The following is a 20,003-nucleotide window of genomic DNA, read 5'->3' on the forward strand; positions in this document are numbered from 1 at the left end:
TACAGGCGTTCCGATGCTCTTCCTGTCCGACAACGCCGCCTCCGTTCATCCGAAGCTGTGGGAAGCGATGCGCGCCGCCGACGGCCCCGATTCGCCCTATGACGGGGACGGGCATTCACAGGCGCTGGACGAGAAGTTCTCCGAGGTTTTCGGGCGCGATTGCGTCGCGCTGTGGGTGGCGACCGGGACGGCGGCGAACTGCCTGGCGCTTGCCACCCTATGCCAGCCGCATGGCGGAGTGGTCTGCCACGAAGAAGCGCATATCGAGGCCGACGAAGGCGGCGCGCCGGGCTTTTTCCTCCACGGGGCGAAGCTGATCCTGTGCCAGGGCGAAAGCGCGAAGCTGACGCCGCAAGCGGTGCGCGCCGCGATCGATCCGATCCGCGACGATGTCCACCAGGTGCAGCCGCATGCCCTGTCGATCACGCAGGCCAGCGAATACGGCGTTGCCTACCGGCCCGCCGAGGTGAAGGCGCTGGCGACGCTGGCCAGAGAGCGCGGTCTGGGCTTCCACATGGATGGCGCGCGCTTCGCCAATGCGACCGCCTATCTCGGCTGCTCGCCAGGCGAAGCGGCGGGGCCGGTCGATGCGTTGAGCTTCGGCTGCGTCAAGAACGGGGGGATGAGCGCGGAGGCGATCCTGTTCTTCGATCCCGCTCTGGCCGATGTGGCAAAATACCGCCGCAAGCGCGCGGGCCATCTTCAGTCGAAAGGCCGTTTCTTGGCGGCTCAACTCCACGCCATGCTCGACGGCGATCTGTGGCTCGAAAACGCGCGCGCCGCCAATGCTGCGGCGGCCGAGATTGCGACCAGTTGCGGCGAGCGGCTCATGCATCCCGTCGAAGCCAACGAAGTGTTCGTGACATTGTCGCCCGACGAGCGCGAAGCCTTACGCGCGCGCGGCTTCCAGTTCTACGATTGGGGTGCGGACGCCGCGCGCTTCGTGACTGCCTGGAACACGCGAGAAGAAGATGCCTGCGCACTCGCCGACGCGATCGCCGCTCTATGAGCGCGGGATCGGACGATTCCACGCTCCTGACGCCGCGCAATCTCGGCGCTTTCCTGCTCGTCAGCGTGATCTGGGGCGGGACCTGGCTGGTGATCAAGGACCAGCTCGGCAATGTGCCCGCGCAATGGTCGATCACCTATCGCTTCGTGGTCGCGTGCCTGGGAATGTTCGCGCTGGCGAAGCTGCGCGGCGAATCGCTGGCGCTTGCCAAGGGGGGGCAGCGTTGGGCGCTGCTGCTGGGCATCACGCAGTTCACGCTCAACTTCACCTTCGTCTATAATGCGGAACACTTCATCACATCCGGCCTCGTCGCCGTGATGTTCGCGCTGTTGGTAGTGCCCAACGCGCTGCTGGGGCGGCTCTTTCTCGGCCAGCGCATTACGCCTGCCTTCGTGCTGGGATCGGGCATCGCGGCGATCGGCGTGGCTTTGCTGTTTACGCAGGAATACCGCGCCTCGCCCGCGACTCTCGGCGAAGTCCTGCTCGGCGCGGGATTGACGCTTGGCGGCATCCTGTCCGCCAGCGCCGCCAATATCGCGCAGGCGATGGAGGGGGCGAAGCGCCAGCCGCTGCTGACGCTGCTCGCCTGGTCGATGCTGTGGGGTGTGGCGATCAACGCGGCGCTGGCGCTCGTCACGGTGGGCCCGCCGAGCTTCGATCCGCGCCCGTCCTACGCGCTCGGCATCCTTTATCTCGGCCTGCTGGGGTCGGTGGTGACCTTCCCGCTCTATTACGGTCTCGTCCGCAAGGTCGGGGCGGGGCAGGCGGCCTATACCAGCGTCATCGTGCCGGTCGTGGCGATGATCCTGTCCACGCTGTTCGAAGGATACCGCTGGGGGCTGTTACCCGCCGCCGGAGCCGTTCTGGTGCTGGGTGGCATGGTGGTCGCCTTGAGAGGCCGGGCGGCCGTTCCGCCCAGGCGGGCTACGCCGGAGCCTTAAGCCTTTGCGGCGAGAATCGCGGCCAGGCCTTCGCGATAGGTCGGATAAGCCGGTTCCCAGCCCAATACCCGCTTCGCCTTCCCATTGGCGACTCTACGATTCTCGGCATAGAAGCCGCGCGCCATCGGGCTGAGATCGGCTTCCTCCATCGTCTGGAGCGGCGGCGGCTCGCGGCCCGTCAGGCGGCAGGCTTCCTCCACCACCGCGTTCTGGCTGGTCGGGAGATTGTCGGACAGATTGTAGGCTCCGCTCGGCGCATTGCCTGCGATGGCCGCGATAACGCCGCTGACGATATCTTCGACATGCACACGGCTGAAGACCTGGTCCGGCATGTCGATCCGATGCGCGCGGCCTTCTTCAAGCCGCTCGAAAATGCTGCGGCCGGGGCCGTAAATGCCGGGCAGGCGGAAGACCCGCGCGCCGCAATCGAGCCAGCGCGCATCGCATTCGGCCCGCGCGGTGCGCCGCCCTTCGCCCGTCGGAGACTGCTCGTCGACCCACGCTTCGTCGGCATCGCCATAGACACCGGTCGAGGAGAGATAGGCGAGCCATTTTCCGTCCAGCAGATCGCCATAGCGATCGAGCACCGGGTCGCTATCGTCCGCGGGCGGAACGGAGGAGAGCACATGATCGGCGCGCCCGATTTCCTGCGCGACCGCGTCCGCATCCTCGAACGCGATGTCGCCCGCGCTGCCAGTGGCCGAAATGGTGAAGCCGCGTTCTTTCGCTGCTTGCGCGATCCGCGTGGCGGTGTAGCCGAGACCGAAAATGAACAAATGTGCCATCCTCGCGTTCTACCCGGGACTGCGCACAAGCCAAGATAATCCGAACCTTATGGAAATGCCGATATGATGGACATCGCCCGCACCCCCTCCACCGCCGATGGCAATCCCGAGCTGGCCGATGCCGCCATCCAGCCGCAATCGCCGCCGACGATCCTGCGCGAGGATTACGCGCCGTTCCCCTGGCTGGTGCCGACCACGCGGCTGGAATTCGCGCTGGGGCTGGAAAAGACGCGCGTGACCGCCACGCTCGATGTCGAGCGCAATCCGGACGCCGAACCTTCGCCCACGATTCGCCTGAATGGCGATGGGCTAGAGCTGGTCTCGCTCGAATGCGACGGCGGCGAATGCGACGGGCACACGATGGACGGGGACGATCTCGTCGTGACGCTGCCGGGCGACAAGCACACCCTCACCATCGTGACCGAGCTGGACCCGAGCGCCAATTCGCAGCTGATGGGACTTTACGCATCCGGCGGAATGCTCTGCACCCAATGCGAGGCGGAAGGCTTCCGCCGCATCACCTTCTTCCCCGACCGGCCCGACGTGCTCAGCACCTATACGGTGCGCATGGATGCGTCGGAAGAACAGTTCCCCGTCCTGCTTGCGAACGGCAACCGCACCGGATCGGGCAAGAGCGAGAACGGGATGCACTGGGCCGTCTGGCACGATCCGTGGCCCAAGCCCTCCTACCTCTTCGCGCTGGTCGCGGGCGATCTGGTGGCGCGCAAGGACAGCTTCACGACGAAGAGCGGGAAAGACGTCGATCTCGCCATCTGGGTCCGCGATGGCGACCTCCAGCGGACCGAGCATGCGATGGAATCGCTGAAACGCTCGATGGAATGGGACGAGAAGGTGTTCGGGCGCGAATACGATCTCGACGTGTTCAACATCGTCGCGGTTTCGGATTTCAACATGGGCGCGATGGAGAACAAGGGTCTCAACGTCTTCAACACCAAATACGTGCTTGCCGACGCGGATACGGCGACGGATGGGGATTTCGACGCGGTTCAGGGCGTGATCGCGCACGAATATTTCCACAATTGGTCGGGCAATCGCGTGACCTGCCGCGACTGGTTCCAATTGTCGCTGAAGGAGGGCTTCACCGTCCTACGCGATCAATTGTTCAGCCAGGATATGGGGAGCGAGCCGGTCAAGCGGATCGAGGATGTGCGGATATTGCGCAGCGTCCAATTCCCCGAGGATTCGGGCCCGCTGGCGCATCCGATCCGCCCCGACAGCTATCGCGAGATCAGCAATTTCTACACCGCGACGGTCTATAACAAGGGCGCCGAAATCATCCGCATGATGCGCAGCATGGCGGGCGAGACGCGCTTTCGCGAAGGCACGGACCTCTATTTCGAACGCCATGACGGCGAAGCGGCGACCTGCGAGGATTTCATCGTGGCGATGGAAGACGGCGCCGGGCTCGACCTCACGCAATTCCGCCTATGGTACAGCCAGGCCGGCACGCCGAAGGTGAGCGTGAAGACCGCGCTCGAAGGCTCGACGGCGGTCGTGGAACTGACGCAGGACGTGCCCGCGACACCGGGGCAGGACGAGAAGCAGCCGATGCCGATCCCGCTGCGCATCGCTCTGTTCGATCGCGAAACCGGGGCGCATCGCGGCGAGAAGCTGATCGTGCTCGACGAAGCCCGTGCGCGTTTCACCTTCGACGGGTTCGACGCCGAACCGGTCCTGTCGATCAATCGCGGCTTCACCGCTCCGGTGCGGATCGAACGGGACATCCCGCGCGAGGATCTCGCCTTCCTCGCCGCGAAGGACGACGATCCCTTCGCGCGTTACGAGGCCTTGCAGGATCTCGTAGTCGGCCATCTGGTCGAGGCGGTGGGCGGCGGCCTGTCCGGAACCGATCGCGATTCGGCGCGGCAGGCAATCGCCGAAGCTGTGCGCGCCATCCTCGCCGACGAGACGCTGGACGATCAGATGCGCGGCGAATTGCTGATGCTGCCGAGCCAGACCTATCTCGCCGAACAGATGCTGGTCGCCGATCCGGGTCGCATCTTCGAAGAGCGCGAAGGGCTGAAGGCGTGGCTGGGCGATAAGCTGGCGAGCGAATTCAACGCCCTCTACGAACGCGCCGCCGCGGCCGATGGCGGGCGCACGGCGCAAGCCAGCGGCGCACGCAAGGTGAAGACGCTGGCCCTGTCCTATCTCGCCGCGTCCGACCCGAAGCGGGCCGAAAAGCTGGCATCGGACCAATACGATTCCGCCGACACCATGACCGATCGCCAAGGCGCGCTGATGGTGCTGAGCGGGCTCGAAGGCGCTGCGCGGACGGACCGGCTCGCGGCGTTCTACGAACGCTATCGCGACAATCCGCTGGCAGTCGACAAGTGGTTCGCGATCCAGGCCTCCTCGCTGCATCCCGACGTTCTGGACCAAGTGAAGGCGCTGGCGGACCATCCGGACTTCACCTTTCGCAATCCCAACCGGGTGCGATCGCTTTACATGGCCTTTGCAGGTACGGCGCAGGGCTTCCACGCGGAATCGGGCGAAGGGTATCGCATGATCGCGGACCTTATCCTGGCCCTCGATCCGATCAATCCGCAGACCGCCGCGCGGTTCGTCCCTCCACTCGGGCGCTGGCGCCGCATGGAGCCGAAGAGGGCCGCGCTGATGAAGGAACAGCTCGAACGCATCGCCGAGGCGCCGAAATTGTCGCGCGACACCTACGAACAGGTTACCCGTTCGCTTGGCTGATCTGCTGACCAGCGCGATTCTGGGCGAAGTGCCGCACGGGTTTTCGACCCGCACGGGCGGTACTGCGGAGGATATCCTTCCCGGCGCGCCGCTGATCGTAGCGAAACAGGTCCACTCGCCCGATGTCGCAGTCGTCGGAAAGCCTTGGCCGGGCGACCCGCCCGAAGTCGACGCGCTCGTCACCGCGACGCCCGGCCTCGTGCTCGGGATCGTCACCGCCGACTGTGCTCCGGTCCTTCTCGCCGATGCCGAGGCAGGCGTGGTCGGCGCGGCGCATGCCGGGTGGCGCGGTGCCGTGGGTGACGAGAGGGGCGGCGTAATCGCCAACACGATTGCCGCCATGGTGGATCTGGGCGCGGAGAGAGCCCGCATCGCGGCGGCCATCGGACCTTGCGTCGCGCAGGCGAGCTACGAGGTCGATGCGCCGTTCCGGGCGCATTTCGACGGCGAAGACGCGCGCTTCTTCGCGCCGGGGCGGGAACGCCACTGGCATTTCGACCTGCCCGGCTATGTCGCGGCGCGACTGCGCGAAGCGGGTGTCGATCAAATTGATGCGCTGGGGCGCGACACCTATCGCGAAGAGAGCAACTTTTTCAGCTTCCGCCGCGCTTCGCATCGCGGCGAGCCCACCGGGGGGCGGCAGATCTCGCTCATCTTGCTCGCCTAAGCGTGCCGTAACGGTAGCGCGCACTGCGCCGCAACTTGCCTAAAATGGCGGTTGGCAAGGTGTGACATAGCGTTTACAGGCCGCGCTAACCGGCAATGTCGGGGCGCGGCGCGCCCTTCGCATGCGTGGCGCGAATTGACCTTTTGGAGGGGTGACCCCGCAGGCAATTGGCGCTTTGGGCCGGAGGGGCAATCCGTCCGGCATCCGCCGGACGCGCGAAACGAGACGAGACAGGCAACGCTCTGATGGCAGATACCGCTGCAACCACCGCTGCAACCACGGACACGCAGGTCGAGACCGCGACGGGCGAATTCCGCCGGCGCGACTTCATCAATGTCGCCGCGATCAGCGCCGCCGGCGTCGGTGGGGCAGTCGTCCTGCTGCCGCTGATCAGCCAGATGGCGCCGTCGAAGGACGTGCTTGCCGAAAGCACGACCGAGATCGACGTATCCGCGATCGAGCCCGGCCAGGCGATCAAGGCGGTCTTCCGCAAGCAGCCGCTCTTCGTGCGCCGCCTGACGCCGGAAGAAATCGCCAAGGCGGACGCCGTGCCGATCGGCGATCTGCGCGATGCCGAGACTCTGGCTGAACGCACCAAGGAAGGGCACACCGACCTTCTCGTTACGATGGGCGTGTGCACCCATCTCGGATGTGTGCCGCTGGGCGCTGCCGAAGGTGAGAACAAGGGCGAGTACGGGGGCTATTTCTGTCCCTGCCACGGCTCGCACTACGACACGGCGGGCCGCATCCGCAAAGGGCCGGCGCCGACCAATCTGCTGGTGCCCGATTACGAGTTTTCCACGGATACGACGATTCTCGTCGGCTGAGGCTGAGGACGGACTGGAAGAGAGATCATGAGCTTTCCCTGGGCGAAACAATACGAGCCGAGCAACGGGCTGACCAAGTTCCTCGACGAGAAGCTGCCTGTGCCGCGTCTGGTCTACAACGCGGTCGGTGCCGGTTATCCGGTGCCGCGCAACCTCAATTATATGTGGAATTTCGGCGTTCTCGCCGGGTTCTTCCTCGTGCTCCAGATCGTCACCGGCGTGGTCCTGGCGATGCACTACGCCGCCAATGCGAGCGTGGCCTTCGCGACGACCGAACATATCATGCGTGATATCAACTGGGGCTGGCTGATGCGCTATGCGCACGCCAACGGCGCCAGCTTCTTCTTCGTGGTCGTCTACATCCACATTTTCCGCGGTTTCTATTACTCCTCCTACAAGGCTCCGCGCGAAATGATCTGGTTGCTGGGCGTCACCATCTTCCTGCTGATGATGGCGACCGCGTTCATGGGCTATGTGCTTCCGTGGGGCCAGATGAGCTTCTGGGGCGCCAAGGTGATCACCGGCCTCTTCAGCGCCATTCCTCTTGTCGGCGAGCCGATCCAGGTCTGGTTGCTGGGCGGGTTCGCGCCCGACAATGCCGCGCTCAACCGCTTCTTCTCGCTGCACTTCCTGCTGCCGTTCGTGATCATGGGCGTCGTGATCATGCATATCTGGGCGCTGCATATCCCCGGTTCGTCCAACCCGACCGGCGTCGAAGTGAAGAGCGAGAGCGACACCGTGCCGTTCCACCCGTATTACACGGCGAAGGACGGTTTCGGCCTGGGCATCATCCTGCTGATCTTCTTCACGTTCGTCTTCTTCCTGCCGAACGTGTTGGGCCATCCAGACAATTATATCGAAGCGAACCCACTTTCTACGCCCGCGCACATCGTGCCGGAATGGTATTTCTATCCGTTCTACGCGATCCTACGTGCCTTCACCTTCGACTTCATCCTGCCGGCGAAGCTCTGGGGCGTGTTGGCGATGTTCTCGGCCATCCTGCTGTGGTTCTTCCTGCCCTGGCTCGACAAGTCGCCGGTGCGCAGCGGCCACTATCGCCCGCTGTTCCGCAAGTTCTTCTGGTTCGGCCTCATCCCCTGCATGGCGCTGCTGTTCTATCTGGGCGGTGCGCCGGCCGAAGAACCCTATGTCATGCTCAGCCAGATCGCGACGGCTTACTACTTCATCCACTTCCTCGTGATCATCCCGATCGTGAGCCAGATCGAGAAGCCCGAGCCGCTGCCCTATTCCATCACCGAAGCGGTGCTGGGATCCGACAAGAAGGCCGTGCTGGGCGAAAACACCCAGCCCGCGGTCTGACGCGACGCAACGCTACGAGAGAGAAGACTTTCGCATGATCCGCATCATCGCCATCCTCGTCGGCCTGGGTTTCGCCGTCGTCGCGCTCGTCTCCTTCGGCGTCGGGGCCTACACCGCCGCGACCGATGACGCGCCCGACACGCACCTGCCCTACAAGCATCCTCAGGACGTCAACTATTCGTTCGATGGACCTTTCGGCACGTGGGACTACGGGCAGCTTCAGCGCGGCTACAAGGTTTACAAGGAAGTCTGCTCGGCCTGCCACAGCCTCAAATTCGTTGCCTTCCGCAATCTCGGCGAGCTTGGCTACACCGAAGCGCAGGTAAAGGCCGAAGCGGCGACCTGGACCGTGCCGGGTATCGATCCGAACACCGGCGAGGCGAGCACGCGCCCGGGCGAGCCGACGGATTACTTCCCCAAGCCCTATCCCAATAACGTGGCGGCTGCGGCGGCGAACAATAATGCCATTCCGCCGGACCTTTCGCTGATGACGAAGGCGCGGGAAGATGGAACGAACTACGTGGCTTCGCTGCTGGTCGGCTATCAGCCCCCGTCGGAAGAATTGCTGGAAGAGCATCCCGAAGCGGCGCCGGGACCGGGCCTCTATCACAACGTCTACTTTCCCAACATGAACCTCGCCATGGCGCCGCCGCTGACCAGCAACGGACAGGTGACCTATGACGACGGAACCGAGGCGACCATCGGCCAGATGGCGACCGACGTGGCGGCCTTCCTGACCTGGACTGCCGAACCGACGCTGGTGAAGCGCAAGCAGACGGGTTGGCCGGTGCTGGTCTTCCTCCTGTTCGCGACCATTCTCGCCTGGTTCTCCAAGACCCAGATCTGGTCGGCGGTTAAGCCCAAGAAGACCAAGGCCTAAACCGGTCTCCTACCCTCATTCATCCGGCCTCTCGCGCTTTGCGGCGCGGGAGGCCGTTTTGTATTGGGTGCGTGTATGATGACACCTTCCGACCTCAAGGCGCTGGTCCGCACCGTTCCGGACTTCCCGGCAGCGGGCGTCCAGTTTCGCGACATCACGACGCTGATTTCCGATGGCGCAGGCCTGAAGGCCAGCGTCCACCACCTCGCCGCCCATGCGCGCGGGGCGGGGGCGCAGGCAATCGCGGGCATGGAAGCGCGCGGCTTCATCTTCGGGTCGGCAGTCGCGATCGAACTCGGCATCGGCTTCGTCCCCGTGCGCAAACCCGGCAAGCTGCCGGTCGAAACGATCGGGATCGATTATGCCCTCGAATACGGGTCCGACCGGCTCGAAATGGATCCGGGCGCGGTTCACGAAGGCCAGCGCGTCGTCCTGGTCGACGATCTGATCGCTACCGGTGGAACGGCCTGTGCGGCGGCCAGCCTGTTGCGCCAGGCGGGTGCGGTGGTGGACTCCGCGGCATTTGTGATCGACCTGCCGGACCTCGGCGGGGCGTCCCGTCTGGATGCCATGGGCATTGCAGTGTCGGCACTGATGGACTTCCCTGGAAATTGATGCGCGGGGTCTAAGCCGCGCCGAATAAACCACTTTCTCCTTGCATACTCTCACCTGTGCGGGTTCAGTCGCGCCGAGACGAGCACCAATCGGGGGCAACACGGCTCAGGCCATGGAAGAACAAGCGATCGTCATCGCCCTCGTGGGCATTCTCGGCATCGGTTCGCAATGGATCGCGTGGCGGACCGGTTGGCCTGCCATCGTGCTGATGCTCGCCGCAGGCTTTCTCGCCGGACCGGTCTTCGGCCTGTTCGATCCCGAACACGCATTCGGCGAACTGCTCGAACCGATGGTGGCGGTGGGCGTCGCGCTGATCCTGTTCGAAGGCGGCTTGAGCCTCGATTTTCGCGAACTGCGCCATTCCGGCCAGGCTGTATGGCGGCTCGCTACGGTGGGCGTTGTCGTAGGTTGGTTCCTCGGGGCGCTCGCCGCGCATGAGATTGCCGGCCTCGTCTGGCCGGTGGCCGTGCTGTTCGGCGGCATCCTCGTGGTGACAGGCCCCACGGTCGTCATCCCGCTCCTGCGCCAGAGCGCGGTCCAGCAGCGTCCTGCGACGATCCTGAAATGGGAAGCTATCGTCAACGATCCGACCGGCGCGCTATGCGCGGTCATCGCTTACGAATATTTCCGCAAGGTCGCGGAAAGTCCCGGCGCCTCGCTGATCGAGGTCGTGCCGCCGCTCATCATCGCCGCCGTCCTCGCCGGGCTGATCGGCTACGTTGCCGCCGTCATAATAGCGTGGTCCTTTCCGCGTGGGGCGGTGCCGGAATATCTCAAGGTTCCGGTGTTGCTGACGGCGGTGATCGCCGTGTTCGTCGTCTCGAACATGATCGAACACGAAGCGGGCCTCGTCGCGGTGACGGTTATGGGCATCGCGCTCGCCAATATGAACGTGTCGAGCCTCAGGAGCATTCATCCGTTCAAGGAAAACATCGCGATCCTGCTCGTCTCGGGCATTTTCATCGTGCTGTCCGCTTCGCTCAAATGGGAAGATCTCTCCTATCTCAACTGGCGCTTCGGCGCGTTCCTCGTGGCGCTGCTGTTCCTGGTCCGCCCGCTGACGATCATCATCAGCCTGCTGGGCAGCTCGATCCCGTGGAACGAGCGGCTGTTCCTAGCTTGGATCGCGCCTCGCGGGATCGTGCTCGTCGCGATATCGGGCCTGTTCGCGCTGCGCCTTGCCGAACTTGGCTTCGGGGACGGCAATGTCCTCATCGGCCTCAGCTTCGCCGTGGTGGTCACGACCATCGTGGCACACGGTTTCACCATCGATCTCGTCGCCCGTCTCCTCAAGGTGAAGGGCCAGACCCGCCCCGGCCTGCTCATCGTTGGCAGCACGCCCTGGACGGTCGCGCTGGCGGAACAGATGCGCGATCTGAAAACGCCGGTGACTGTAGTCGATTCCAGCTGGCAACGCCTCGCGCTCGCCCGCCGCAAGGGCGTTTCCTATTACCACGGAGAGATCCTGAACGAGGCGACCGAGCACAATCTCGATCTGAGCCCCTTCCAGACGCTGGTCGCAGCAACCGATAACGAGGCCTACAACACCCTCGTCTGCAACGAATTCGCGCACGAGGTCGGCCGCGATTCGGTCTATCAGTTGGGCGAGGCGGGCGACGAGGACGACCGCCACGCGCTGCCCGAAGCGCTGCGCGGGCGCGCCCTGTTCGAATCGGGTTGGGGCGTGACCGAGGTCAGCGAACGCCAGCAACAGGGCTGGGTCTTCCGCAAGACCAAGCTGTCCGAGGAATTCGATTTCGAGGCCGCCCAGGCGAAGCTGCCCGATGGCGCGCACATGCTGCTGCTGCTGCGCGATAACGGGCGGATGCGGTTCTTTACCCACGCCGCCCGGCCGGAACCGCGTGCAGGCGACGTCATCATCAGCTTTTCGCCCCAGGCGCGTACTGCGGAAGACACCGCGGCCAAGAAAGCCCAGAAGAAAGAGAAAGGCGGGCCCAAGCCCGAACCAGCATGATCGACCCGTTCGCGCACGTCCCATCGCATCGTATTCTCACCGGCCTCGCTCTGGCGCTGGCGCTTGCCGCCTGCGGATCCGGCGATACGCGCGAACCGGCGCCAGAGCCGAGCTCGACTCAGACGGGGGCGCAGAATTCGATCATTCGTGACGATCTGGAGGATACCGCGCCTCTGCCGCCGCCGCCTCTGGCGCCGCTCGACGCGCGGATCGGCTTCCCCGAAGGCGGAGCGGAGCTGTCCGAATCGGCGACCGCCGATCTCGACACCCTGCTTCAGTCGCCCCAGATCGAAGAGGGCGGTCCGATCGTCCTGCGCGCCCACAGCGATGCGGGCGGGCCGGGCGACGCCAACCAGCGCGCATCGCAATCGCGCGGCGAGGCGGTGCGGGACTATCTGGTCGAAAACGGGATCGACGAAGAGCGGATCACCATTATCGCCTTTGGCGAACAGAACCCGATCGCGCCGAACGCCAATCCGGACGGTACTCCGAACGAGCGGAACCGCGCCGCCAATCGCCGTGTCGAAGTGCATGTCGCGCTTCCCGGTGCGTCGGAAGAAGCCGCCCCCGAAGAGATCGAACAGCCCGAGCCGACGATCGCGGAGAACCTTTCGCGAGCGACTGCGGATTGAGGCTTCGACAGCGAATGGCTTCAGCCGGAAGCCACTCAAACCGACGTTAGCCGGACTAGCTGATAGCGCCGAGAATGCCGTCCGCCAGATCGGGTCGGCAGATCAGCAGATCGGGCAGATAGGTGTCACGCGCGTTGTAGCGCAGCGGGCTCCCGTCGAGACGCGAGCAGTGCAGTCCATATCCGAGCGCCACCGCGACCGGGGCGCAGCTGTCCCATTCGTACTGCCCGCCGGAATGCAGATAGATTTCCGCTGCGCCGCGCACCACGGCCATCGCCTTCGCGCCGGCGGAGCCCATCGGCACGATCTCGGCATCGACTGCCGCCGCCGCCTTTTCGGCTTCTGCCGGAGGGCGCGAGCGGCTGACCACCATGCGGGGGCGACACGTCGTCGGATCGCAGGCGATCGGTTGGTCGGATCGCAACACGCGCTGGCCCGCCATACCCGGTAGCGCAACCGCGCCGAGATGCGCCGCGCCATCAACGGCGAGGCCCACATGGACGGCCCAGTCCGGCCGCCCCTCGCCATATTCGCGTGTCCCATCGACCGGATCGACGATCCAGACGCGGCTTTTCTCGAGCCGCTCGGGCGTGTCGCGCGTTTCCTCGCTCAGGATACCATCGTGGGGACGGGCCTCTTTCAGCGCCGCCATCAACAGCGCGTTGGCGCGTCGATCGCCTTCCTCGCCCAACGCGCGGCCTTCGAATTCGCCCTGTGCGCGCAGATCGAGCAGCAATTGGCCCGCTTCCTGCGCCAGCCGCGCGGCCAGATCGCCATCGGTTTCGTGGCTTGCCATTCGCTCGCTCACTTCAGCGGGAGGATGCGCGACACGATATAATCCGCCGCTTCTTCGGCCGTCATATCGACCGTGTTGACGCGAATTTCGGGCGCCTGCGGCTCTTCATACGGGCTGTCGATCCCGGTGAAGTTCTTGAGGCTTCCCTCGCGCGCTTTCTTGTAAAGACCCTTCACGTCGCGCTGCTCCGCCACTTCAAGCGGCGTATCGACGAAGATCTCGATGAACTCGCCATCGGGAAGCATGTCGCGCACCATCTGCCGCTCGGCCCGGAAGGGGCTGATGAAGGCGGTGAGGACGATGAGGCCCGCATCCGTCATCAGTTTGGCGACTTCGCCGATGCGCCTGATGTTCTCGATCCGGTCGGTTTCGGTGAAGCCCAGATCCTTGTTCAGGCCATGGCGGACATTGTCTCCATCGAGCAGGAAGGTGTGGCGGTTCATCAGCGCCAGCTTCTTTTCGACTTCGTTGGCGATCGTCGATTTGCCCGAGCCCGAAAGACCGGTGAACCATAGCAGCCGCGGGGTCTGGTTCTTGAGACTGGCATGATCCTCGCGCCCGACGCTGGTCGCCTGCCAATGGACGTTCTGCGCGCGCCGCAGCGCGAAATGCAGCATGCCCGCAGCGACCGTCTGGTTGCTCACCTTGTCGATCAGGACGAAGCCGCCGAGCGTGGGGTTCGTATCGTACGGTTCGAACACGATCCGCCGTTCGGTCGTCACTTCGACCACGCCGATGGCATTGAGGTCCAGGCTGGTCGCCGCCAGCTTCGCCATCGTGTTAACGTTGATCTCGTATTTCGGCTCGGCGATCGTGGCGGTCACGGTCTGCGTGCCGAGCTTGAGCCAGTATCCGCGCCCCGGTTTCAGCGATTCGGCGTCCATCCAGACGAGCGTCGCTTCGAACTGATCGGCCACCTGGGGCGGATCGTCGGCGGATGCGATGACGTCGCCGCGCGAACAATCGACTTCATCGTCGAGAGTGAGCGTGATCGAATCGCCCGCTTCGGCGCTGTCCCTGTCGCCGTCGAAGGACGGGATCGCGCGCACCGTGGTGGTGGTGCCCGAGGGCAGGATGCGTACTGCATCGCCGGGCTTGACCGTGCCGCCCGCGACCTGGCCTGCAAAACCGCGGAAGTCCTGGTGGGGGCGATTGACCCACTGGACCGGCAAGCGGAATGGCGCGTCCGCGCTCGACTGGTCGCGTACCGGGATGGTTTCGAGATGCGCGATCAACGTCGGGCCGTCCCACCAATCCATCGCTTCCGATTTGGTGGCGATATTGTCTCCGGTTACGGCCGCAAGCGGGATCGCCGTGATGCGCTCGATCCCGAGTTCCTCGGCAAAGGCGCGGTATTCGGCCTCGATCGCGTCGAACCGTTCCTGGCTGAAATCGACGAGGTCCATCTTGTTGACCGCCAGCACCATGTTGCGAATGCCGAGCCGGTGGCACAGGAAACTGTGGCGGCGCGTCTGGGTCAGCACGCCCTTGCGCGCATCGATCAGGATGACGGCGGCATCGGCAGTGGACGCGCCGGTTACCATGTTGCGCGTATATTGTTCGTGGCCGGGACAATCGGCGACGATGAACTTGCGCGCCTCGGTCGCGAAGAAGCGATAGGCGACGTCGATCGTGATGCCCTGTTCGCGCTCCGCCGCCAACCCATCGACCAGCAGCGCGAAATCGAGCTCCGCCCCGCGCGTGCCCGATGCCTTGCTGTCCGCCTCCAGCGCTTCCAGCTGGTCCGCGAAGACCCGGCGGCTGTCATAGAGCAGGCGCCCGATCAGCGTCGATTTGCCATCGTCCACGCTGCCGCAGGTGATGAAGCGCAGCATGTCCTTGTCGCGATGGCGGTCGAGATATTCGCCGATGTCTTCGTCGATCAGGGCATCGGCGCGATAGGCGGTGTCGTCAGGCCGGTTCATCAGAAATACCCCTCCACCTTCTTGCGTTCCATCCCGGCGCCGGAATCGTCCTTGTCGATCGCGCGGCCCTGGCGTTCGCTGGTGGTGGTCAGCAACATTTCGCGCACCACGCCTTCGAGCGTGTCCGCCTCGCTCTCGACCGCGCCGGTGAGCGGATAGCAACCAAGGGTGCGGAAGCGGATCGAGCGCATCTGCGGCTCTTCCCCGTCACGCAGCGGGAAGCGCTCGTCATCGACCATCAGCAGCATGCCGTCACGCTCCACCGTGGGGCGGGGCTGCGACAGATAGAGCGGCACGATCTCGATATTCTCGGCCATGATGTACTGCCAGATATCGAGCTCGGTCCAGTTCGACAGCGGAAAGGCGCGCAGGCTTTCGCCTTTGGCCTTGCGCAGATTGTAGAGGTTCCAGAGTTCCGGCCGCTGGGCCTTGGGATCCCAGGCGTGGCTCGCGCTGCGGAAGCTGACCACGCGTTCCTTCGCACGGCTCTTCTCCTCGTCGCGCCGCGCCCCGCCGAACGCCGCGTCGAACCCGTAATGGTCGAGCGCCTGCTTCAGCCCTTGCGTCTTCCACATATCGGTGTGGAGCGGGCCGTGATCGAACGGATTGATACCGCGCTCCTTGGCCTCGGGGTTCTGCCAGACGAGCAATTCCATGCCTGCATCCTTCGCCGCCTTTTCGCGCAGCTCGTACATGGCGCGAAATTTCCAGGTCGTGTCGACATGGAGAAGCGGGAAGGGAGGCGGGGCGGGATGGAAGGCTTTGCGGGCCAGGTGCAGCATCACTGCACTGTCCTTGCCGACCGAGTACAGCATGACGGGCTTGGCCGCCTCGGCGACGACTTCACGCAGAATATGGATGCTTTCGGCCTCAAGCCGGTCGAGATGGGTTCGGCTGGTCATGATGGATGGCGAGGTAAGGTCGGGCCCGACGCGACGGAAGAAACATTTCGTGTCGCACGGACAAGCGCCCGGTGATCGGCCGCCGAAAAAAAGCGCGCGCACGGTATTGCGCAAACCGGCCGATGCAAACCAGTTGACGACGCGCCGCCAGGAGTGGCAAAGGCGGCGCCTGCCGAAACGTGCAGCGGGCGGGTATAGCTTAGTGGTAAAGCCCTAGCCTTCCAAGCTAGTTATGCGGGTTCGATTCCCGCTACCCGCTCCATGATTTTCATCGCTTCGCCGTGTTTCGCACGCTCTTCGCCACAGTAAACATGACACGCATCTGATTTTCCCACCATCTTGGCTTGCCCGCGACGTGGCGGAGCAATAAGCGCCATCGCATGAGCGAGAGTATTTCACCCGTAATTCTTTGCGGCGGTAGCGGCACGCGGTTGTGGCCGCGTAGCCGAATTTCGAGACCCAAGCCCTTCCTGCCGCTTGTGGGCGATGAGACGCTGTTCGGTCAGGCGCTAGCAAGGACGCAGGGCGACAGCGCATTCGCCTCGGCGATGATCGTGACCGGTAAGGGTCATCTCGACCATGTGGAGAGCGAGACTCTCGAGGGCGACGTATCGATCATCGTGGAGCCGAGCGCGCGCAACACTGCCGCGGCGATCGCACTTGCGGCTTTGCGGCTACCTGCGGATCAGGTCATGCTCGTTTGTCCGAGCGATCATCACATCTCCGATACCGAAGCCTTTATCGAAGCGGCGCGCCGGGGGGCGGAACTGGCGCGCGAAGGACGGCTCGTGGCCTTTGGGATCCGCGCGACCGCGCCCGAGACCGGCTTTGGATATATCAAACGCGGCGATGCCATGGGGGACGGCGCGTACGAGATCGAGCGCTTTGTGGAGAAGCCCGATCGTGACCGCGCCAAAGCTTTTGTCGAAGACGGCGGATACGATTGGAACGGAGGTATCTTCGTTTTCACCGCCGGGCGTTATCTCGAAGAGCTCGCAGCCCACCGACCCGATATCGCTGATGCGGTGGCGAACGCGGTCGCGACCGGTCACGAGAAGGACAATCGCTTCGAACCCGATGCGGAACTGTTCGCCGCCGTGCCCAGCGAATCGATCGACTATGCCGTCATGGAAAAAACCGATCGGGCTGCCGTCGTACCGGTCGATATGGGATGGTCGGATATCGGCAACTGGCATGTGGTGCGCGATAAGCGTCCAGGCGATGCGGACGGCAATCGAGTCATCGGGCGGGCGGAACTGGTCGACTGCCGCAATGTCCTCATCGAAACCGATGGCCCGCGCGTTTCGGCGATCGGTCTCGAGGACCTTTGCATCGTTGTCGATGGCGACGAGGTGCTGGTGACCACCGTGGACGGGACGCAAAAGGTCGGAAAACTCACGGGCGCCCAGAACCAGGATAAGCACGAATGAGTTCGCTTCTTCCGGTCCGCTCGGTCGAAAAACCCTGGGGGCGTGATCGGCTGCCCGCACCGTTCGTGGCACCCGAAGGAAAGCGCATCGGTGAATTCTGGTTCGAACCGCCGGCCGCGCTCGACGATCTGCTCGTCAAATATCTATTCGCCAGCGAAAATCTGTCCGTCCAGGTCCATCCCGACGACGCTCAGGCTCTGGCTGCGACCGGCAGGAGCGAAGGCAAGGAAGAGTGTTGGTTGATCACCGCTTGCGAACCGGGTGCGCGGATCGGTATCGGTTTCGAGGAACCGCTCGACGCCGAAACGCTCAAATCGGCCGCTCTCGACGGCTCGATCGAAGCGAGAATGGCCTGGTTCGATGTCGTCCCAGGCGATTTCTTCTATATCCCCGCCAACACAGTGCACGCAATCGGAGCAGGGTGCAGCCTGATCGAAATCCAGCAGAACAGCGACATAACCTATCGCCTGTACGATTATGGGCGCCCGCGCGAACTGCATCTCGATGCGGCAATCGCAGTCGCCAAGGGTGAACCGCATCCTCCGCGCATGAGGCGCCGCGTGGCGGAAACGGGGGAGGTCACTCTGGTAGAGGGACCGCTGTTCCGGCTCGATCGGCTCGATGGCGCGGCCTCGCCTGACGTGAGGGCGCGGTATGAGGGCGCCTTTCTCGTCATCCCGGTTTCAGGAAGCGCCACGATTGAGGGCGAAAGGGTCGCGGCAGGGCAATGTGCGCTGGTTCGCGACTGGTCGTCGCTTTCGATTGAAGGCGACGCCAAGATTCTAATCGCTCAACCGGTTCTTTAGACCGCGCGATTGTCGATCAGGCGTGTGCCGCCGATCCGCGCGGCGACGAACAGGCGCGCATTGCCGTTATCGCTCTCCAGCGGGGCCAGGCTGTCCGCATCGCGCAATTCGGCGTAATCGACGCTTTCGAAGCCTGCCACGCGCAGCGTTTCCTTCAGATTGCCCAGAGCGCGCGCGGCATCGCCGCCATCAGCGATCACGGCCGCCGCATCCTCCATCGCGCGGGGCAGAGCGGCGGCGCGCTGGCGATCGTCGGGCGAGAGATAGGCGTTGCGGCTGCTCATCGCGAGCCCGTCCGCCTCGCGCACGATCCCGACGCCGTAAATGGCCGCGACATGCGGAAAGGTCAGGTCGAGATCGCGGGCCATGCGGCGGATCACGGCGAGTTGCTGCCAGTCCTTCTCGCCGAAAAGCGCCATGTCGGGTCGAACCTGGTTGAAGAGCTTCAGCACCACCGTTGCCACGCCGTCGAAATGACCCGGCCGATCCGCGCCGCAGAGCCCTGCGCTGACCCCGCTGACCGAGACATTGGTCGCATAGCCTTCAGGATAGACCTCGCTCGGCGCGGGCGCCCAAAGCACGGCCACGCCCTCGCCCGCCAGAAGGTCGCTGTCGCGCGCCAACTGGCGGGGGTAGGCGTCGAGATCCTCGTTCGCTCCGAACTGGCGCGGATTGACGAAAATCGAGGCGACGACATGGTCGGCGCGCGCCCGCGCTTCGCGGATCAGTGTCAGATGCCCTTCGTGCAGCGCGCCCATCGTCGGCACGAGTGCGATCGAGCCGCCGCCTTCCTCGCGCAGCCCGGCGATGAAGCTTCTCAACATTTCGAGCGTGGTCGCGGTTTGCACGGGGGCACCCTTCGGTTATGGCCGGGACCGCCCTAGCCGCATCGGTTCGGGCGCGACAATACTCGACGTACGAACACGGAAAGCAGCGCACCCCTTGTCTCACAATCGTGCCCATCGCATCGTCTTCGCCAACGAGAAGGGCGGGACCGGCAAATCGACCACGGCGGTCCACGTGGCGGTGGCGCTCGCCTATATGGGCAAGACGGTCGCCGCGATCGATCTCGATCCGCGTCAGCGCACGATGCATCGCTATATCGAGAACCGCGAGGCCATTCAGGCAAAGCGCGGAATCGAACTGCCGACGCCGACCTGCGAGGTTTTCGACGGAACGGCGGCAGGCCAGGACGAGAAAACGCTCGAAGCGACGCTCGACCGGTTCGCGCAGACGGCCGACTTCCTGATTGTCGACACGCCGGGGCGCGACGATCCGATGGCGCGCATCGCCGCCGAACAGGCCGACACGCTGGTCACGCCGATGAACGACAGCTTCGTCGATTTCGACCTCATCGGCCAGGTCGATGCCGAAACGTTCAAGGTTAAGAAGCTGTCCTTCTACGCCGAACTGATCTGGGAAGCGCGCCTCAAACGCTCGCGCATGGGGCTGGAGCAGGATCGGCGCGAATTGGATTGGGTCGTAGTCAGGAACCGCACCGGTTATACCGAAGCGCGCAATATGGCGCGTCTGGAAAAGGCGCTGGCGGAAATGTCCAAGCGGGTCGGCTTCCGCATCGCCAAGGGCCTGTCGGAGCGTGTGATCTATCGCGAGCTTTTCCCCTCGGGCCTGACCCTGCTCGACAAGGGGCATCTCGGCGATCTCGGCACCAGCCACCTCGTCGCGCGGCAGGAACTGCGCGGTCTCATCGCCAGCCTGCGCCTTCCCGGCATCGGCCTGGAGGACAAGGCGGCATGATCCGCTGGCTGGTG

18 protein-coding genes and 1 tRNA gene are annotated in these 20,003 nt (G+C 64.3%); 14 read left to right on the forward strand and 5 right to left on the reverse strand.

What is annotated here, in order from left to right:
* Window positions 1-13: 13 nt before the first annotated feature.
* Together A3736_RS12865 and A3736_RS12870 are read left to right on the forward strand one after the other, a co-directional pair.
* Window positions 14-1,009, forward strand: a complete 996-nt coding sequence (locus tag A3736_RS12865; RefSeq protein WP_067683661.1) for a low specificity L-threonine aldolase — start codon at window positions 14-16, stop codon at window positions 1,007-1,009.
* Window positions 1,006-1,950: a DMT family transporter gene (locus tag A3736_RS12870; protein ID WP_067683621.1), complete on the forward strand. Its 945-nt coding sequence runs from the start codon at window positions 1,006-1,008 to the stop codon at window positions 1,948-1,950. Before A3736_RS12865 ends, A3736_RS12870 begins: the two co-directional genes overlap by 4 nt.
* Here A3736_RS12870 and A3736_RS12875 read toward each other — a convergent pair.
* Complete coding sequence (locus A3736_RS12875; RefSeq protein WP_067683623.1) at window positions 1,947-2,735, reverse strand: NAD(P)-dependent oxidoreductase; 789 nt, start codon at window positions 2,733-2,735, stop codon at window positions 1,947-1,949. The genes A3736_RS12870 and A3736_RS12875 overlap by 4 nt on opposite strands.
* Before the next feature lie 66 nt (window positions 2,736-2,801).
* On the opposite strand from A3736_RS12875, the gene pepN reads away from it, so the two are divergent.
* The 8 genes from pepN to A3736_RS12915 all read left to right on the forward strand — a co-directional run bounded on the left by pepN (window position 2,802) and on the right by A3736_RS12915 (window position 12,372).
* Window positions 2,802-5,456, forward strand: a complete 2,655-nt coding sequence (gene pepN, locus A3736_RS12880; protein WP_067683664.1) for an aminopeptidase N — start codon at window positions 2,802-2,804, stop codon at window positions 5,454-5,456.
* Entirely contained in the window at window positions 5,449-6,123 is a 675-nt protein-coding gene (gene pgeF / locus A3736_RS12885) for a peptidoglycan editing factor PgeF (RefSeq protein WP_067683625.1), read from the forward strand. Before pepN ends, pgeF begins: the two co-directional genes overlap by 8 nt.
* 245 nt (window positions 6,124-6,368) lie before the next feature.
* The gene (gene petA / locus A3736_RS12890; protein ID WP_067683628.1) at window positions 6,369-6,950 is read left to right on the forward strand and encodes a ubiquinol-cytochrome c reductase iron-sulfur subunit; all 582 of its coding nucleotides are present in this window, start codon (window positions 6,369-6,371) and stop codon (window positions 6,948-6,950) included.
* A 27-nt stretch (window positions 6,951-6,977) separates the two neighbouring features.
* Entirely contained in the window at window positions 6,978-8,270 is a 1,293-nt protein-coding gene (locus A3736_RS12895) for a cytochrome b/b6 (RefSeq protein WP_067683631.1), read from the forward strand.
* Between the two features lie 34 nt (window positions 8,271-8,304).
* Window positions 8,305-9,150, forward strand: a complete 846-nt coding sequence (locus A3736_RS12900; RefSeq protein WP_067683634.1) for a cytochrome c1 — start codon at window positions 8,305-8,307, stop codon at window positions 9,148-9,150.
* A 78-nt stretch (window positions 9,151-9,228) separates the two neighbouring features.
* Window positions 9,229-9,765, forward strand: a complete 537-nt coding sequence (locus tag A3736_RS12905) for an adenine phosphoribosyltransferase (RefSeq protein ID WP_067683667.1) — start codon at window positions 9,229-9,231, stop codon at window positions 9,763-9,765.
* A gap of 112 nt (window positions 9,766-9,877) precedes the next feature.
* Window positions 9,878-11,740: a sodium:proton antiporter gene (locus A3736_RS12910; RefSeq protein ID WP_067683637.1), complete on the forward strand. Its 1,863-nt coding sequence runs from the start codon at window positions 9,878-9,880 to the stop codon at window positions 11,738-11,740.
* Window positions 11,737-12,372, forward strand: a complete 636-nt coding sequence (locus tag A3736_RS12915) for an OmpA family protein (RefSeq protein ID WP_082851480.1) — start codon at window positions 11,737-11,739, stop codon at window positions 12,370-12,372. The genes A3736_RS12910 and A3736_RS12915 overlap by 4 nt, the downstream gene beginning before the upstream one ends.
* A gap of 55 nt (window positions 12,373-12,427) precedes the next feature.
* Here the strand turns inward: A3736_RS12915 and A3736_RS12920 are convergent, their stop codons facing one another.
* From A3736_RS12920 to cysD, 3 genes are read right to left on the reverse strand one after another with little or no spacing between them, the layout of a single operon-like run.
* Window positions 12,428-13,168 carry a 3'(2'),5'-bisphosphate nucleotidase CysQ gene (locus A3736_RS12920; RefSeq protein ID WP_067683640.1) on the reverse strand — a complete coding sequence of 247 codons (741 nt, stop codon included), beginning with the start codon at window positions 13,166-13,168 and terminating at the stop codon, window positions 12,428-12,430.
* Window positions 13,169-13,176: 8 nt separating this feature from the next.
* Window positions 13,177-15,093, reverse strand: coding sequence for a sulfate adenylyltransferase subunit CysN (gene cysN, locus A3736_RS12925; protein ID WP_067683643.1), 1,917 nt, complete (start codon window positions 15,091-15,093; stop codon window positions 13,177-13,179).
* Entirely contained in the window at window positions 15,093-15,995 is a 903-nt protein-coding gene (gene cysD, locus A3736_RS12930; protein WP_067683646.1) for a sulfate adenylyltransferase subunit CysD, read from the reverse strand. The genes cysN and cysD overlap by 1 nt, the downstream gene beginning before the upstream one ends.
* Window positions 15,996-16,183: 188 nt before the next feature.
* Between cysD and A3736_RS12935 the strand changes: the two genes are divergently transcribed.
* The 3 genes from A3736_RS12935 to A3736_RS12945 all read left to right on the forward strand — a co-directional run bounded on the left by A3736_RS12935 (window position 16,184) and on the right by A3736_RS12945 (window position 18,231).
* A tRNA-Gly gene (locus A3736_RS12935) sits at window positions 16,184-16,257 on the forward strand.
* Window positions 16,258-16,375: 118 nt separating this feature from the next.
* On the forward strand, window positions 16,376-17,425 hold the full coding sequence (locus A3736_RS12940) for a mannose-1-phosphate guanylyltransferase (RefSeq protein ID WP_067683649.1): 1,050 nt from the start codon (window positions 16,376-16,378) through the stop codon (window positions 17,423-17,425).
* Window positions 17,422-18,231 (forward strand): class I mannose-6-phosphate isomerase, encoded by an 810-nt coding sequence (locus tag A3736_RS12945; protein WP_067683652.1) that lies wholly within the window; start codon window positions 17,422-17,424, stop codon window positions 18,229-18,231. The genes A3736_RS12940 and A3736_RS12945 overlap by 4 nt, the downstream gene beginning before the upstream one ends.
* On the opposite strand, the gene panC is transcribed toward A3736_RS12945, so the two are convergent.
* Window positions 18,228-19,079 carry a pantoate--beta-alanine ligase gene (gene panC / locus A3736_RS12950; protein WP_067683655.1) on the reverse strand — a complete coding sequence of 284 codons (852 nt, stop codon included), beginning with the start codon at window positions 19,077-19,079 and terminating at the stop codon, window positions 18,228-18,230. The genes A3736_RS12945 and panC overlap by 4 nt on opposite strands.
* Window positions 19,080-19,173: 94 nt before the next feature.
* Between panC and A3736_RS12955 the strand changes: the two genes are divergently transcribed.
* Window positions 19,174-19,989 (forward strand): division plane positioning ATPase MipZ, encoded by an 816-nt coding sequence (locus A3736_RS12955; RefSeq protein ID WP_067683658.1) that lies wholly within the window; start codon window positions 19,174-19,176, stop codon window positions 19,987-19,989.
* Window positions 19,990-20,003: the final 14 nt, after the last annotated feature.

Origin of the sequence: Erythrobacter sp. HI0063 (assembly GCF_001635685.1) — a bacterium.
Taxonomy (GTDB): domain Bacteria; phylum Pseudomonadota; class Alphaproteobacteria; order Sphingomonadales; family Sphingomonadaceae; genus Qipengyuania.